10 protein-coding genes are annotated in these 16672 nt (G+C 64.7%); 6 read left to right on the plus strand and 4 right to left on the minus strand.

Features of this window, described 5'->3' with window-relative positions:
• Window positions 1–142: 142 nt before the first annotated feature.
• Window positions 143–2389, minus strand: a complete 2247-nt coding sequence (locus tag FRC96_RS18225; protein ID WP_230470429.1) for a helicase-associated domain-containing protein — start codon at window positions 2387–2389, stop codon at window positions 143–145.
• Between the two features lie 2 nt (window positions 2390–2391).
• On the minus strand, window positions 2392–2616 hold the full coding sequence (locus tag FRC96_RS18230) for a hypothetical protein (RefSeq protein WP_146976606.1): 225 nt from the start codon (window positions 2614–2616) through the stop codon (window positions 2392–2394).
• 232 nt (window positions 2617–2848) lie between these two features.
• Here FRC96_RS18230 and FRC96_RS18235 point away from each other — a divergent pair, with 232 nt between their 5' ends.
• The 3 genes from FRC96_RS18235 (at window position 2849) to FRC96_RS18245 (ending at window position 5755) form a co-directional block, all read left to right on the plus strand.
• Window positions 2849–3757, plus strand: a complete 909-nt coding sequence (locus FRC96_RS18235) for a hydroxymethylglutaryl-CoA lyase (RefSeq protein ID WP_146976608.1) — start codon at window positions 2849–2851, stop codon at window positions 3755–3757.
• Window positions 3754–4785 (plus strand): polyprenyl synthetase family protein, encoded by a 1032-nt coding sequence (locus tag FRC96_RS18240; protein WP_146976610.1) that lies wholly within the window; start codon window positions 3754–3756, stop codon window positions 4783–4785. The genes FRC96_RS18235 and FRC96_RS18240 overlap by 4 nt, the downstream gene beginning before the upstream one ends.
• A 79-nt stretch (window positions 4786–4864) precedes the next feature.
• On the plus strand, window positions 4865–5755 hold the full coding sequence (locus FRC96_RS18245; protein ID WP_146976612.1) for a tryptophan 2,3-dioxygenase: 891 nt from the start codon (window positions 4865–4867) through the stop codon (window positions 5753–5755).
• 453 nt (window positions 5756–6208) lie between these two features.
• On the opposite strand, the gene FRC96_RS18250 is transcribed toward FRC96_RS18245, so the two are convergent.
• Window positions 6209–10156 carry a serine/threonine-protein kinase gene (locus FRC96_RS18250; protein WP_230470426.1) on the minus strand — a complete coding sequence of 1316 codons (3948 nt, stop codon included), beginning with the start codon at window positions 10154–10156 and terminating at the stop codon, window positions 6209–6211.
• 546 nt (window positions 10157–10702) lie between these two features.
• On the opposite strand from FRC96_RS18250, the gene FRC96_RS18255 reads away from it, so the two are divergent.
• The 3 genes from FRC96_RS18255 (at window position 10703) to FRC96_RS18265 (ending at window position 14331) form a co-directional block, all read left to right on the plus strand.
• Window positions 10703–11752: a hypothetical protein gene (locus FRC96_RS18255; protein WP_146976615.1), complete on the plus strand. Its 1050-nt coding sequence runs from the start codon at window positions 10703–10705 to the stop codon at window positions 11750–11752.
• Window positions 11753–11819: 67 nt separating this feature from the next.
• Entirely contained in the window at window positions 11820–12908 is a 1089-nt protein-coding gene (locus FRC96_RS18260) for a thermonuclease family protein (protein WP_230470427.1), read from the plus strand.
• A gap of 403 nt (window positions 12909–13311) precedes the next feature.
• Entirely contained in the window at window positions 13312–14331 is a 1020-nt protein-coding gene (locus FRC96_RS18265; protein WP_230470428.1) for a ChaN family lipoprotein, read from the plus strand.
• Between the two features lie 7 nt (window positions 14332–14338).
• On the opposite strand, the gene FRC96_RS18270 is transcribed toward FRC96_RS18265, so the two are convergent.
• On the minus strand, window positions 14339–15982 hold the full coding sequence (locus FRC96_RS18270; protein WP_146976620.1) for a CTP synthase: 1644 nt from the start codon (window positions 15980–15982) through the stop codon (window positions 14339–14341).
• Window positions 15983–16672: the final 690 nt, after the last annotated feature.

Genomic DNA, 16672 nt, shown 5'->3' on the forward strand with positions numbered 1-16672 from the left:
TAGCGGCGGCAGGCCGATAAAGACCGGCGGCGCTAAGTCGCTGCGCAGAACATATTGGCGACCAGAGAGTCTGGGCTCAATGTATCGCGCCCCCCCGGTCGTGGCAAGCAAAGGTGCGCGGGGTAAAAGAGGCCTGTGAGCCTTATTCGTCGCGGTCAAACGGGCTCTTGTGGAGGGTCAGACCGGTTTCCTCGAGGATCTCGTCGAGGAGATCGCGGGCGTCGGCGGCGATCACGAAGTGCAGATGTCCCAGCCGGCGCTCAATGAGGTCGGGGGCTTCTTCGAGGCCGGCGAAGCGATCGGCGCTGAGGCGATCTTCAAAGCTCAAGACGATGAGCTCCTCGGCCAGGTGCGCCCGGGCGGGGCGGTCGAGCTCGGCTTGAAGGCGTAAGGCCTGGCCGGTGGGAAGCCCGCCGGGGCAGCGCGCGTCGAGGAACGCGACGATCTGGTCGAGAGGATCGTCGGGGAAGCGCGCGCGGATCTTCTCGATGTTCAGCGCGAAGAAGCGTGAGCGCGGTGAGGATTCGTCTTCGAGGACGTCGGTGAGGTGGCCGAGCTCGACCTGGGTGACGACGTCGAGCTCGTAAGGATCGGCCATCACGACCAGCGGGTCGACGAAGTAGAGGGTGCGAGTTGGCGCGCCGGTGGAGCTGAGCGTAAGCGAAGGGTGCGCCTCGGCGGCCCGGCGGATGGCGTCGTGGTCGGCCGTGGTGACAAAGGCGTCGCGGGCGCCGAGGCGGATGGCGCGGTGGGAGCTCTCGCGAAGATCATGCTCGAGCTGCCCGATGATCATATCGAAGCGCTCGGGATCGGGGTGGCGAAGGAGCACGCCCTGGCGATGAATGGTCAGGCGCTGATGGACGCGTTCCCAATCGTTGAGCTGGAAGGCAACAGCTTCGGGTACCGGCGTGTGTCCGAAGGTGTTGAGCAGCTCGACGAGCGCTGTGGCGCTTGCGCCCAGCGAATAACCGCGTTGCACCGATTCTGCGGCGAGCTGGAAGGTGGCGACGCGATCGGAGAGTTTGCGGCGTTCGCCGACCCGGTAGAGCTCATGCAGCACGGAGACCGGGGCGTTATCGAGGAAGACCATCACCTCGAAGTTGGGCTGCACAATGAGGCAGCCGCCCTGTGGAGCGGGGATCTCCGAGCCCTCCAGGCCCAGCGCGCGGGCGCCGCGTGGCGAGAGGCGAGCGACACGCTGGTTGTCGTCGGTGCGCCCGAACTGCAGGAGGCCCGACCAGCTCAAGGTGCGCTCGATCATCGCGTCGATAAATTGTGCGGGCTCGCACTGGCCGGCCATCTTCGCAAGGGTGCGATCGAGGTACTGGCGGTCGATCTGAGTGCAGAGCTCGGTGATGGCTGCCACCGAGGCCCACTCGCGCACCGAGGCGCGGCGCAGCACCGAGAGCACGAAGCCGCGGGCGCCGATCAGGGGCTCGCCGGTGGATTCGCGCTGGGAGAAGTGCTGGTCGTCGGCGCCGCGCAGGGTCATCTCGGCCAGGCGCACGCTCTCGACCTCGTTCCAGTAGCGCAGGCGCTGAAGCGCCTCGCCCAGGCGACGATCGCGCTCGGCGCCGGGGGCGTGGAAGTGCTCCGCCAGGGCCGCGTCGCCGGTGCGGTAGCGATCGCCGTCGGGCCCCAGAATGCCCAGCTCGCGGCCCAGGGCGGCCAGGAAGGTGAGGTAGTCGAGTTGCCGGGGATCGTGAAGATCGAGATCGCCGGCGACCTCTCCGAGCTGGCCGGGCATGCTGATGCCGCGGGCGGCGCGCGCCAGAGAGCGTCGGTTGGGCGTGCCGTCTTTATTAAGTTTGAGCGGATCGCGGCGGATCAGCGAGGCCAGATGCAGGAGGTTGAGCTCCAGATCGTCGACGGAGCTGACCGTGGGCTCGATGGACACATCATTGAAGGTGGGGACGTCGATGTTGAGCGCGTCCGGGGCGGCGTCGAGGTTGGCCAGGGTGGCCGGGGTCAGCGCCAGATCGTGCTGCAGAAAAGAGCCGCGCTCGAGGAGCACTTCGATGTCGCAGTCATGATCGGCGGCAGCCGGGATGGGGATAAGCAGGCCCGCGGCGATGAGGGAGGCCAGGGTGGGCTCGGATTCACCGAAACCCCGGAGCAGCAGGTCACGGCGGAGGTTCTCGCCGCGGCCGCGGCCGCCGCGCTCCTGAAGCAGCCAGAAGACCGCGCGCTCAAGTTCGGTGAGCGCGGCGGGATCAAGGGGGCGTTGGCCGGTGTCGTCGACCGCGGCGATCAGGGTTTCGGCACCGGGCTCACAGCGCCAGGCGCGGGCCAGAAAGCGCACGCTGGTGTCGGCGTAGCCTCGCTCCAGCAGGCTGCGAAACTCATCGGCCGCCAGGGGGCCGGAGGTTGAGGGCCGGTCAGGTCGCATGCTCACGGGGCCTCCTGCGTATCGGGGATGAGCTGCGGGCCAAGCACGCGGGGGAAGGTGCCCTGGGCGTGGAGGGTCTCAAGCACCCCCTCGATCTCATCGGCGGGCACCAGCAGCGCCAGATCGCCGATGCGGCGAATATGCAGATCAAGGGGCTCAATCGCCCGCAGAGTCTCTTCAAGGATCGCCGCATCCTCGCAGAGCATGAGCGCGAGACCATGATTCACAACAAGCAGGTCTTGAGCCAACGTCGCATACCTCAGGCTGGGGTCGGGGGCGGAGCGCTCGCGACGGTGCGAGGTTCCGTGGACCATTCGTCCAAGAATAGGAGCAGGGCCGAAGGTGTGTCAACGTGGCAGGGCGGGCTACGTTGACACTCTTTTGTGGCGGGGGATAAGTTGGCCCTGACCGCAAAGTAAGCCCCAGAGCGCCCGATTTAAAGCGGGCTTGAGGACCTTGATGGACGCAGAAATTCGATTTTTTGAGGTGGGCCCGCGTGACGGGCTTCAGAATGAGTCACGGGTGCTCTCATGCGAGGATCGCGTGGCGATGATCGAGGGGCTGGTCAGCGCCGGGGTGCGCGATGTGGAGATCGGCAGCTTTGTGCATCCGCGCTGGGTGCCGCAGATGGCGCAGACCGACGAGGTCGCCCGGCAGATTCGTCGGCAGGAGGGGGTGCGCTACTGGGCGCTGGTTCCCAACCTCAAGGGGCTGGAGCGTGCGGCGGCGGCCGATGTTCAGCACGTGGCGGTGTTTATGTCGGCGACCGAGGCGCATAACCAGTCCAACCTCAACCGCTCGCTCGATGAGAGTCTGGCGGCGCTCAAACGCACCACCGAGGCGGCGGTGGCCCAGGGGATGGTGGTACGGGCGTATATTTCGACGGTTTTTGGTTGCCCTTTTGAGGGGGATGTCGACTTTGAACGGGTGCTCGAGATTGGCGAGGAGCTTCTGGCCAACGGTGCCGAGCACCTCTCTCTGGGAGATACGATCGGCGCGGGAACGCCGCTGCAAGTCGCAGAGGGGTGTGCGCAGGCTGTGGCGCGTTTTGGCGTCGATCGGGTCGCGTTGCACCTGCATGACACGCAGGGGTTGGCGGTGGCCAGCGCCCTGCTCGCGTATCAGGCGGGCGTGCGACTCTTTGATGGTGCGGTGGGCGGTATGGGCGGCTGCCCCTATGCGCCGGGCGCGGCGGGGAACCTGGCCAGCGAGGATCTGGTCAACTTGATGATCTCGATGGGCGCGCGGGTTGAGGCCTCTCTGGACGGTCTTTGCGAGGTGACCGACTGGCTCTCGCAGCAGGTCGGGCTGACCACCCGCTCGCGCTACTACCCTTACTGGCGGTCTCAACAGGAGCAGGACACGTGACAACGACGGAGCAGGCATTTCGAGAGCTGACGCAGGCCCATATGGGGCAGGTGTTGAGCTGCATCGCCGACGCGGTGGAGACGGCCGGGCTAACCGGGTCGACGCTCGGGCAGATGCTCGACTACCACATGCAGACTGGCGGCAAGCGGCTGCGGGCGATGCTGCCCCTGGCGGTGGCCGGGGCGCTGGGCCGGGAGGCCAAAGCGCTGGTGGGGTTCGGAGCGGCGTGTGAGCTGATCCATAACGCGACGCTGGTGCATGACGACCTGCAGGATGGCGATGAAGTGCGCCGTGATCAGCCCACGGTCTGGAAGAAGTTCGGTCAGGCGCAGGCGATCAACCTGGGCGACGCGATGCTCTATCTGGCGCCGATGTGTCTGGAGTCGGTGAAGGCTTCGCCGGGCGCTCGCCAGCGCGTGCTGGCCCGGGTGTTCCGCGACGTGCTCAAGGTGATCGACGGGCAGGAGCGCGAATTCGCTCTGCAGCAACGCTCCACCGAGGATATCGACCAGGAGGCCTACCGCATCATGGTGCGGGGCAAGACCAGCGGTCTGTTCGCGCTGCCGATGGCCGGTGCCGCCGAACTCTGCGAGGCGCCGGCCGAGGTGGTTGGGGCGCTGGAGGAGGCGGCCGGACATCTGGGCGTGCTCTTTCAGATCCAGGACGACATCCTCGATCTTTACGGAGAGAAGGGGCGCGACCAGGAGGGAAGCGATCTTCGGGAGGGGAAGATCTCGGCGCTGGTCGTGGCGTTCTGGCAGCGCGCAAAGGACGCGGATCGCCGCCGTTTGATGCAGCTTTTGCGTGCGGACCGCCATGCCAGCAGCGATACGGAGGTGCGGTGGGCAATCGAGGCGTTTCGGGAGCAGGGTGCGCTCTCGGCGTGTTTGGCCGAGATCGATCAGCTTCGAGGACAAGCGCTTGCCAGTCCGGCGTTTTCGGCGTATCCCGACCTTCGCCGACTGCTGGAAGGTATGGCACAGATCTTCCTTGCACCGATCGGCGATATTATGGAGTCCGTCGGCTGAACGCGGACGGTCGGTCCGGGGACTCCATCTCCCACCTGCGCTCTCTGCGCGAGTTACCCCCCAGCGACGGACTGGCCCCATGAGCGACGAGAAGACCCGTAGCGGCTGCCCCTTTACGCAGGGCTCCTCCGGCGGAGATGAGCTGCCTCCGGCCGGGGAGCGCTTGACGTATAACTCTTACCTTAAGGTGCCGCAGCTTCTGGAGTTGCAGAACTTTGAGTCGAGCCCGCCGGCGCATGATGAGTTGCTCTTTATCATCATCCACCAGGCCTATGAGCTGTGGTTCAAGCTGATTCTGTTCGAGCTCGATCAGGTCGCCGAGGAGATGGAGAAGGGGGAGGTCTACGAGGCCTGGCGGCTTCTGCAGCGGGTGTTGCAGATCGAGAAGTTGCTGGTGCAGCAGATTCATGTACTGGAGACGATGACGCCGAGCGATTTTTTGAAGTTTCGTCAGGCGCTCAACCCGGCCAGCGGGTTTCAGTCGATTCAGTTTCGGGAGGTCGAGTTTTTGACGGGGATCCGGGACACCTCGGTGATGCGGCATATCGATCAAACCGATCAGGATCATCGCCGGTTGACGGCGCGGCTGGCCGAGCCCTCGCTGCGCACGCGCTTCTATAAGCTGCTGCAGCGTGAGGGGTTTGATGTGGTGGTGCCCGAGGAGGGCGAGGTGCTGGAGGGGGCCCGGCGCGAGCAGACGATGGCGGCGTTGGAGCCGCTCTACCGGGACCCGAAAGAGCGCTTTCATCTCTACACCCTGGCCGAGTCGCTGGTAGAGCATGACCAGAACATCTTGCTCTGGCGCTTCCATCACGTGCGGGTGGTGGAGCGGCTGATCGGCACGAAGCCGGGAACGGGAGGCTCAAGCGGGGTGGAGTATCTGAGCTCGACGCTGAAAAAGCGCGCCTATCCCGTGTTGTGGGAAGTGCGGGGCCGTCTCTATGACGATGGGGTTTACGGGATGGGGTGAGGCTGGAGGGGGGCTCGGCCGACCCGGGGTCGAATTTTGGGAGGTGCGAAATCTGACCCGGGGTCGACTTTTGGGATGTGCGAAACCTGACCCGGGGTCGATTTTTGGGAGGTGTGAAATCTGACCCAGGGTCGATTTTTTTGGGGTGCGAAATCTGACCCAGGGTCGAATTTTGGGAGGTGCGAAATCTGACCCAGGGTCGAATTTTGGGAGGTGCGAAACCTGACCCAGGGTCGATTTTTGGGAGGTGCGAAGTCTGACCCAGGGTCGATTTTTGGGAGGTGTGAAATCTGACCCGGGGTCGAATTTTGGGAGGTGCGAAATCTGACCCGGGGTCGAATTTTGGGAGGTGCGAAATCTGACCCGGGGTCGATTTTTGGGAGGTGTGAAACCTGACCCGGGGTCGATTTTTTGGGGGTGTGAAATCTGACCCGGGGTCAATGTGGGTGGGCATCAGCGCGTGGAAAGTGAGGCGATGATGTCGTTGAGCGCGCGGCTGAGCTGCTGGCGCTGTGGGGAGTCCGGGACCGTGTCGAGCAGGCGCTGCATCCCGCCGAGTCGTTGGTCCAGACGAAGATCGGGCGCGTGCGGGACATGGATGTAGGGGCGGAGGCGCGCCAGGGAGTCGCGGAGAAGCGCGCTATCCTGGTCGATATGGGCGAGCATCGCGGTGCCCAGGAGGGCGAACATATTGGCGTAGGCGTGCCCGGTGCGTTGAGCCTGGCGTGTGGCTTCGGGGAGTTCTTCGCGCGCGCTGCTGAAGTCGCCCAGAATGAGATTGAGTTTGACGATGCTGATGGTGCTCAGGCTGATCATCTCGCGATGTCCCATCGTGCGGGCCTGCTGCTGAGCTCGGAGGTAGTGCGTCAGGGCCGCGTCGATGTTGCCCTGAGCTTCGAGCGCCATCCCCATGTAGAAGTCAAGCTGGGGGGCGTAGAGGCCCAGACCCAGGTGCTCCTGGAGGGCGATGACGTCGTTGAGGAATTCGATGGCGCGCTCGGGTTGTCCGCCCTCGATGCGAAAGAGGGCGCGGAAGATCGTGGAGAGCGCCCAGCCGTGGCGGTCGTCGAGGTCTTCGTGGAGCCTGACGGCGTCGTCGGCCAGTTTGCGTGCGCCCGTGATATCGCCGCGCAGCCAGTGGAGTTCGGCCTCCAGTAAAAGATCTTTGGCCACGCCGTAGAGGTGGCCCAGGCGTTCGTGCAGCTCGCGGGCGCGGCGCAGGTGCTCCGCGCTGCGATCGAGATGGGTGGAGCGGCGAAAGCATAAGGCCAGCGCCAGGTTTGCGTTGGCCATGGCGAGCACGTCGCCGTAGTGGCGCGCGGCGTTCATCGCCTGGCGTGCCAGGGCCTCGCTGCGCTCCAGACCGTCGACGATCATGCAGATCTGGGAGGCTTCGATCAGCGCCAGAGCGTGAGCGCGATGGTCCCCGATATGTCGGGCGTGCTCGAGGGCCTCACCGACCAGGCTCCAGGCCTGGCGCAGCTCCCCGCTGGCGTAGGCGCAGCGCGAGAGCGCGAGCGTGGCGTCGACCTCCGCGCCCGGATCACCTTCCTGGCGCGCGGCCTGACGCACCATCTCCAGGTCATGGCGAGCGCGGTCGTAGCGCCCGCGAAAGCGGGCCAGATCGGCCTGACCCAGCAGCACCCGGCGCAGCCCGGCGCGATCTTCGAGTACGACACAGAGCTCGGAGGTTCGCGTGAGCAGCGCCTCGGCCTCATCGAGGTGGCCCTGCAGACGTACGATCTCGGCGAGGTGCTCGCGAGCCTGGGCTTCGTTGGCGACGTGGTCGGCGCTCTCGGCGTGGGAGATGGCCTCACGCAGGGCGTCTTCGGCCGGGCCAAATTCACCGGCGTGGTGGTAGAGGCGTCCCTGTTGCAGTCGTAGCGCGCTGAGGGAGGCGTGATCGACGTGTCGTGCGCCCATGATCTGCGGCTCAGCCCGGCGCAGCAGGCGAAGCGCCTCGTGTACCCGATGTTCGCGCTCGGCCTCGGCGGCGGCGCGCAGCCACCAGGGAAGCGCCCGCTCGCGCTGCGCGCTTCGCTCCAGATGCTCGGCGATCGCCTCGCATTGTGCGGCGTCGGGAGCGTGTTCCTCTTCTATCAGAGCGCGAGCCGCATGGCTGTGAAACGCCCGCCAATCATCGATGCTCTCGACCATGCGTAGCAACGAGGCCCGATGCAGAGGTTGCACAAAGGCATAGACAGGAGAGCTCTCGGCGTCGCCCTCGCGACGAAGCAGCCCCACCTCGTGGAACATCCCGAGCAGGGGCCGGATCTGTGTGGCGAGCTCGGGTTGGCCGTCGGCGTGAATGGCGCGTGCAAGCGTGGCTGCTTTAAAGCGATCGCCAAAGAGCACCACGCGATGCAACAGTGCGCGAAGCCGGGGCTCCTGGGGATGGTCGCGCAGCAGGCGTTCCGCGCGGGTGATCACCAGCTGCTGAAGATCCGGCGGTACCAGCGAGGAGAGCGCCACCGACGGGTCTTCAAGCGCGAAGATCCCGGAGCGCTCCGAGGGCTGAAGCTGATCGGTCTCCAGAAGATGGCGGATGATGTGGATGAGCAGCGCGGGGTTGCCTCCGGCCAGATCGAGAAGATCGCGCTCCAGTCCCCCGGCCAGCGGCGTGAGCCGTTGCAGGATCTCGCGCATCGTCGTCTCGGAGAGTGGCTCGAGATGATGGTATGCCACGCGCGTCGCGCCGCTGTGCTGCCAGCGTGCGATATGGCGCTGCGATCGCGCGGTGAACACAAGCGCGAGCGGTCGGGGCTTCTGCGAGAGGTTCTCCAGAAGCTGATCGATCAGCCGTCGACTGAGCGGGTCGGCGTAGTGAACATCTTCCAGAATCAGCAGCAGGGCGCTGCGTTCGCTGAATCGCAAGAGCGCGTGAATCACCTGGTGAAGGGGATGAACGACGGCTGTGGCGGCATGCGATGCGGTGTTTTGCGGGGTGTCCGCCAGGGCGTTGAGGGCCTCCTCAAGGCGCAGGCCCAGGGCGGGATCCGTGCTGCGCTGGGGGGCGGTAAGGGGCTCGAGTGCCCGGCGAAGGGCCTCCAGCGGAGCGCCGCGGCGGCGATATTGACCGAAGAGGGGTTGCGCGCGTTGGGTGGCCTGCTGGCGAAGTTGCCAGGTCTCCACCAGGGTGCTCTTGCCCTGGCCGGACTCGCCGCTGATCAGGAAGAGTCCGCCATTGAGGGCGGCGGATTCGTACCAGCGCTCCAGCGCATCAAGCGCGGCGTGACGACCGAGCAGCGGGAGCTGCGCGGCGCGAAGATCGAACTCCGCCAGCGCCGAGGGGGGGGCTGGCACATTGGGGACGGCGGAAGATGAAGGCGGCGGCGAGGTCGTCTCACGCGGACCGGCGGCGAGGTCGCGCTCGGTGGGCGCGAAGGGGTTAAGCGGCAGCTCCGGTGGGGCGGGATTGGTGGGCTCGGAGTTCGGGATCGACTCGGAGTCTTGAAGCCCCGCCGAGGGGGCGCTGCGCGCCAGGCGAGCGAGCGCGGGCTGTGAGCCCGGGGCTTGATCCTCAGGGCTCTGGCGGGCGAGGAACCAGCTGAGCGCGGAGCGCGCGTCGGCATATCGCCCGCGAACTTCTTTGCGAGTTGCCCGTTGGATAAAGCGTCCCACGGTCGTGGTTGCGAGCGACTCCGGGAGCTCTGGGAGGGGCTCTTTTACCTGCTTGAGCAGGATGTCCATTGGGTTGGGGCCGTCAAAGGCCGGCTTGCCGATGAGCGCCTCGTAGAGCACCAGCCCTACCGCGTAGACATCCCCCGGTGGGCCCACCGGCTCGCCATACGCATGCTCCGGAGACATGTATTGCGGCGTGCCACAGACCTCGCCCTCCGCCGTCAGCGAGGGGCCCCGGTAGAGCGTTGCGCCCGGGTCACCGATGAACTTGCTCAGTCCGAAGTCGAGCACCTTGATATGCAGCGGCGCTTCGGGCGGGGTGTCGCAGATGAAGATGTTTTCGGGCTTGAGATCGCGGTGGACCAGCTGACGCTCGTGGGCCTCTTCGAGGCTTCCCAGAAGTTGTTCGAGGAGCTGATTTCCCTGCTCAAGGCTCAGCGGGCCGCGGCGGAGCACGCGCTCCCGAAGGTTCTCGCCGATGAGCAGCTCCATGGCCACGTAGAGCAGTCCGCGCGGGGTCTGACCGTAGTCGAAGAGCGTGATGGTGTGGCGATGATGCAGGCCGCTGGCGTGGAAGACCTCGCGCCGAAAGCGCTCCACTTCGCGCTCGTTGTGGGCGACCTCCGGATGGAGAAACTTCAGGGCCACGTCGCGCGCGATGGCCTCCTGGCGGGCCTGATAGACGACGCCGTAACCGCCACGTCCGAGCTCTTTGACGATACGGTAGCGACCGGCGATGAGGTCCCCGGTTTCGGGGAGTTGCGCTGGGGCAGGGCTCAAGACGAACTCGATTCGGGGACAGGGAATGGAGGGCGAGAGAGCAACCATGGAATTATGGCCGATCGTCTGGAGGCTCACAAGCAGGCCGACCCGGCTGTGTCGGTGGGGGATCGGAGCTACGGCACCTGATGGCGCAAAAGAATGCACCAGGCGGCCGAAATCCAGAAGATGCGGGCGATGCCTCAGGTCTCACTTTCATTGCGACACAGAAGTTCTCAGTGCGACATGCGACAGGGCCTGTGTCTGTGCGCTGAAGGCGTTGCTAAAGGACGCCGTTTGTTTCGGGCGGCGGGACCGACGTGGCTGGATGAGTTGGCGAGGCGTGGCGAGCCGTGGAGTTGGGGAGGTGGGGTGGTTGCCTCGCGGCTTGGGGGGGGGCCGACTCGTACTCGAAGGCGGAGATTCGCGCCGGATGGTGTCGTGAGAATCGAGAAACCGTTTTGAAACAGGGCGATTTCGCTGTAGTTGTGAGTGGCTTTGAAAGGTGTATGGCAGAATTAATATCGGAGAGCGACGATGACGCGACACTCAAAACGAACGGGTCTGATGGTGGTAATGATGGCGGCGCTCGTCGCGAGCGCGGCTCCGGCCTTTGCGCAGGAGGGCGCTTCGGCTGAGGAGACGCCCCCGGTGGAGGCGTCCACCGAGAGCTCCGAGTCATCCGAGGCGAGCGACGGGGGGGAGGTCGCTCAGGCCGATGAAGAGGCCAGCGAGGAAGACGAAGCGACCGAAGAGGAAGATGCCTCCGAGGAGGGGGAAGAGGACGACGCGCCCGCCGAAGAAGGCGAAAGCGACGAATCTTCCGAAGAAGCGGAAACGCAAGAGGGTGCCGACGAAGACGTGGCCGAAGAAGACGAAGCGTCAGCGGAAGAGGGTGGCGAGGACGATGAATCGGCATCGGAAGAAGGCACCGACGAGGCGGCTTCCGAGGAAGGTGAAGAAGAAGACCCCTTCGCAGAGGCCGACCGACTGCTGGGCAGCGATGAGGACGAAGAGGACGATCCCTTCGACGAGCCTTTCGAGATGACCTGGGGCGGACGGGTGGAGACGGGCTGGTTCTTCACGGACTTTGGCCGCTTTAACGAATATGTGCTCGAGCCCAATGGTCGCGCGGTGTTTGAGGGGGAGGGGGCCTCTCATATCGATCTTTCGGTGGAGGCGATGTTCATCCGCGGGCTGCGGCTCTCGGTGACCGGTGGGGCGAGCTTCAACTGGGGAAGCGATCCCTCGGTGGGCGCCTGGTACATTGGTCTGGAGCCGGCCTACGCGGTGGGCGACAACACCTGGGAGATGGCGGTCGGGTTGAGCGCGATGGTCGGCTCGTTGCAACTCGCCATCGGTGAGGATGAGATGAACACCTCGCTGACCGTGCTGCGCCCCTTCTTTGAGGTCAGCCGGCACTTCCCCGACGCTTCCAGCGCGGTGTATCTGCGCGCGGGATTCAACCAGTGGCATATCTACAACGCGACCTCCGATACGCTTAACCTGGAGGCTGCCGACGGCGGTGAGCTCGATTCCTTCTGGCTCAGTGATGGCGGCTTCTATCTGGCCATCGGCGGGCGTTTCGGGAAGCTGACGCAGCCCGAGATCGAATGATGTCAGCTGCCGACCGGATGCGCCTGGTCTCAGGAACGCACGGGACAGAGAGCCGCACGAGGTGATGATGCGAGAGCGCCCCGCGATGTTAACAAAGGCTCTGTTACTCGCGGGGCTTCTCTGTGTGGGGGTGGGATGCGACGCCGTGGAGACGGCGCTCGAGTCGGTAAGGACCTGGCAGCGTTCGGCGACCACCACAACCTCGAAGCCCGCCGAGGCGCTGCGACCGGTCGGCGAACTTCAGTCCGCACAACTCCGGGAGGGGGCGGTGGTCGACGGCGACACGCTGCGTCTGGTGGGCTTCGATAAGAGCGTGCGCGTTTTGTGCCTCGACAGTGAGGAGGTGCTACGGGGCGAGGAACTTGAGCGGGCCGAGGCCGACTGGGAGGGGTATCAGCGAGAGCGAAAGGGTGAAGGGTCCTTCACCCGAAGTTACGGTACCTTTGTGGGGAATGAGGCGACGGCCTGGGCGCGCGAGTTTTTTAAGGGGCGGAGCGAGGTTTATGTCGAATACGCCTCGGAGCGTCATACCCGAGACTTCTTCGGCAGGCATCTGGCGCATATCTGGGTCAAAACGCCGGCCGGAGCCTGGCTCAATTTTGGGGTGGAGGCGGTGCACGCGGGCTGGTCGCCCTATGCCACCGAGTACGGTCATTGCGAGCCGTATCGCGAGCATTTCGAGCTGGCGCAGCGCGAGGCTCAGCGGTCTGCGCGCGGCATCTGGCGAAGCGGTCAGCGTGGCTACGATGACTATCCGCAGCGTTTTGAGGAGTGGGCACCGCGCGCGCGGCAGATCGGGCTGTTTCGCGAGCGGCTGGCCGCACACCCCGAGGTCATTGAGCTGGGGACGGACACGGCGATGGCGCGCCTTCGGCTGAGGGTGGGTGAGCGGGTGGTGGTCTTCGGGTCGGTCGATCGTTATTCGCCTCGCGGGCGGCCCCCCAAGCTCTACCTTCGTCATCGCTACCGCGAGGAGCTGATGGTGCAGGCTCCCGGGCCGGTACGCTTTACAGATATGACGAAGTCGGATTTTGAGCCGCGTGAGTTCGTCTATGTGGAGGGGCGGGTGGAGATGTTTCGCGGCGATCCGATGGTGGTGATTGACGCGCAGAGTTTTGTTCGGTCGGGAGAAGATCCGCCGGAGCTGTCGCTGTGAACGTGGATTGTGAGGCGACCGTGGGTCGAATGTGAGTTGACCGTGGGTCGCCTGCGGGGGCGCAAAGTCAGGGGTCGAAAAGTGACCCAGGGTCGAGTTTGAGTTGACCGTGGGTCGCCTGCGGGGGCGCAAAGTCAGGGGTCGAAAAGTGACCCAGGGTCGAGTTTGAGTTGACCGTGGGTCGCCTGCGGGAGCGCCAAATAAGGGATCGAAAAGTGACCGTGGGTCGAATGTAAGGTGACCGTGGGTCACAGATTTTGCGCAACAAGTGTGATGGACCGTTGGTCTCGGGGTTAGCACCCGGGAACGTGCTCAGTTCGGTTGCGTACGCTGAAATGAGCGAACAACCTGGATACGAGAGGAAGCGATGGCGCTGAAGGTGAGGAATGTGAGGGGCGGGTGGATGATCGCGGTATGGCTCACCCTGGCCGTGGGATGCGCCGGCGCTCCGACTGCCCCTGCGGAGTCGCACCACAGTGAGCAGCCCGCGGCCGACCCGACGCAGGCGAGCCCATCGCCGACGATGCTGGGGCCGGGGATCTGGGAGGTGGCCACCGGTGTGCGCCTGGAGGAGGAGGCGCTGATAGAGCGACTGGCCCGGGCACGCTATGTGCTGGCGGCGGAGTCGCACGATGATCCCTGGCATCATCGTGTTCAGGAGCGTGTCTATCGCGGTCTGAGCCAGCGGGCCGAAGGCCCGGTCGCTCTGGGCGTGGAGATGGTCGAGGCTCGATTTCAGCCGGCGCTCGACGCCTACGTTGCCGCCCGGATCGATGAGGCGCAGATGCTCCATGGCGTGGAGTGGGAGTCGCGCTGGGGCGTGGACTGGGCGTTGTACGCTCCGATGTGGCGGATCGCCCGAGAGTTCGGTGCGCCCATCGTCGCCCTCAACGCGCCGCGTGAGCAGGTGCGTCGGGTGGGGCGAGGAGGCCTGGAGAAGCTTGGCGAGGAGGAGCGCGCCGCGCTCCCCGACCTGGATCTGAGCGATGCGAGTTACCGTGCGTGGCTCGGCGCGATCTTCGCCTCCCACGGCATGGGGGACGATGAGGAGGCGCTCGATCGCTTCTTTGCAGCCCAGGTGCTCTGGGATGAGACAATGGCAGACAATGCAGTCGCTGCCCTCACGGAGCATCCCGACATTGAGGCGATGGTTCTTCTTGTCGGTCGCGGGCACGCCGAGCGCGGTTTTGGGATTGCGCCACGCATTGCGCGTCGGCTGGTCGAGCGGGGAGAAGCCCGAGCGGTTGCCGAAGCAGCAGTGGTTGTCATCGTACCGGTGAGCACCGTCGGCGAGTTTGGCGATCGCATGGAGGATTACCGGCGTCTTGAGTACCTTCAAGAAAACAACATCGCCGACTTCGTGTGGATCGAAGCCGGCGATGCGAATGCCGCGTCCGGTGCAACTCTCAAAGGTCTGAACTAGGCGTTCATCAGTTGGAGCTGTCGCTCGACGCGTCGCTGCGTTGCTGCTGGCTGTCGAGGCAGGCCGAGATGTAGCTCGCAAAGAGAGGGTGAGCCTGGCCCGGGCGGCTCTTAAACTCGGGGTGGGCCTGGCAGCCGATGAACCAGCGCTGCTCCGGAAGTTCGATCATCTCCACCAGTACGCCGTCGGGAGAGGTTCCGCTGAAGACCAGCCCGGCCTCTTCAAGGGCGGGGCGAAGCGCGTTGTTGACCTCGTAGCGGTGGCGGTGGCGCTCGCTGATCAGGGTGTTGCCGTAGATGCGTGCCGAGCGACTCTCGTCTTTGAGCACGCAGTCATAGGCGCCCAGACGCATGGAAGCGCCCTTGTCTTTGACGTTCTCCTGCTCGGCCATCAGAGCGATCACCGGGGCGGCGGACTGAGGATTGAATTCGGTGCTGTTGGCATCTTTGAGCCCGGCGACATTGCGGGCGAACTCCACCACCGCCAGCTGCATGCCCAGGCAGATCCCGAAGAAGGGGACGTCATTCTCACGCGCATAACGCACCGCGCGGATCTTGCCCTCGGTGCCACGCTTTCCAAAACCGCCCGGCACCAAAATGCCATCGCACTCACCGAGCAAATGCTCGGCTTCGAGCTGCTCGAGATCCTCGGAGTCGATGAACTTGAGTTTCACGCGAACTTCGTTGGCGATGCCGGCGTGAAAGAGTGCTTCGTTGAGCGACTTGTAGCTGTCGGTCAGGTCGACGTATTTGCCCACGATGCCCACGGTGACTTCCTGGCGGGGGTTGTGGATGCGGTCGACGATTTTGCGCCACTCGGTCAGGTCGGTGCCGCGCGACCAGATGTTGAGGGCGGTGGCGAGCTCGTGGTCGATGCCTTCCTCGGCCAGGAGCACCGGGACCTCGTAGATCGACTTGGCGTCGCGGGCGGTGACCACGCGCTCGGTGGGCACGTTGCAGAAGAGCGCGATCTTGCGCTTGATATCCCGCGGCAGGTCACGGTCGGAACGACAGACCAGAAAGTCGGGTTGAATGCCGATCTCGCGCAGGGCTTTGACCGAGTGCTGGGTGGGCTTGGTTTTGACCTCGTCGGCCGCGGGCATGTAAGGGACCAGCGTCACGTGCAGGAAGACGGCGTTCTCGCGGCCCAGCTCAATGCCCAGCTGGCGAATCGCCTCGAGAAAGGGCAGCGATTCAATATCACCGACGGTGCCACCGACCTCCACGAACATCAGATCGCAATCCTCGGAGGCGTCGAGCACCCGGGCTTTGATCTCGTCGGTGATGTGCGGGATCACCTGTACGGTCGCCCCCAGATACTCGCCGCGTCGCTCCTTGGCGATGACCGAATCGTAGACCTGGCCGGTGGTGAAGTTGTTCCGCCGGGTCATACGCGTGGTGGTGAAACGCTCGTAATGCCCCAGATCCAGGTCGGTCTCCGCGCCGTCGTCGGTGACAAAAACCTCCCCGTGCTGGAAGGGGTTCATCGTCCCGGGGTCGACGTTGATGTAGGGGTCGAGCTTGATGAAACTCACCCGCAGGCCGCGGTTCTCCATCAACGCGCCCAGGCCCGCGGCGGTGATCCCTTTGCCGAGGCTGGAGAGGACGCCGCCGGTGATAAAGACAAACTTCGTGGTGCGCTGCCTGGTCATAACTTCGACTCACTTCGAGGAGGGGGGGAGGGCGTAAGGTGGGAGACACCCGTGATTTCGGGGGGGCGTCGATGGCGCGCACTATAATGAGCGGGTGGGGGGCTGGCAACCTCACCGAATTGTCGCGGTTCGTCGGGGCCGATTTGAGTGTAAGTACGAAGTTCTGCGATGGGCGAGAGGAGGCGTGCAGCGCGCGTGTGGCCCGGTTCGTTGGCGATCCGGTGGGCGTAGTTCGCTGGGTACGTAAGCGGACTATCCGTGCAGATCTGGCTGCAAACGCCGGACTTCCGGTTTTCTCGGTCGACTCGTCGACTCGGGGGAATCGAATGATCGAGTGACCTTCGAACTGACCGTGGGTCATCAACTTCGCACCTTCGAACTGACCGTGGGTCATCAACTTCGAGCTGACCGTGGGTCATGGTGATACCGACCGTGGGTCTCGTAAGCCCCGGTAACGACGCGTTTTTTGCGACATCTTCATCCGCGGCACACACCCGGGCTTATCCTGCAATCTCCCCATGTTTCTTCACTGGCGTTTGCTGACCGTGGGTCATTGCAAAAGTGACCGTGGGTCACCTGACATCCAGTAACGACGCGGCGTTTCGACGCTTATGTCCACATCACATACCTGATCGCCGGCAGAGCCTTCCCTACATCTCCCCATCTTTTTTCCCCGTGCGACGCAACATC

The organism is Lujinxingia vulgaris, from assembly GCF_007997005.1.
Lineage (GTDB): Bacteria > Myxococcota_A > Bradymonadia > Bradymonadales > Bradymonadaceae > Lujinxingia.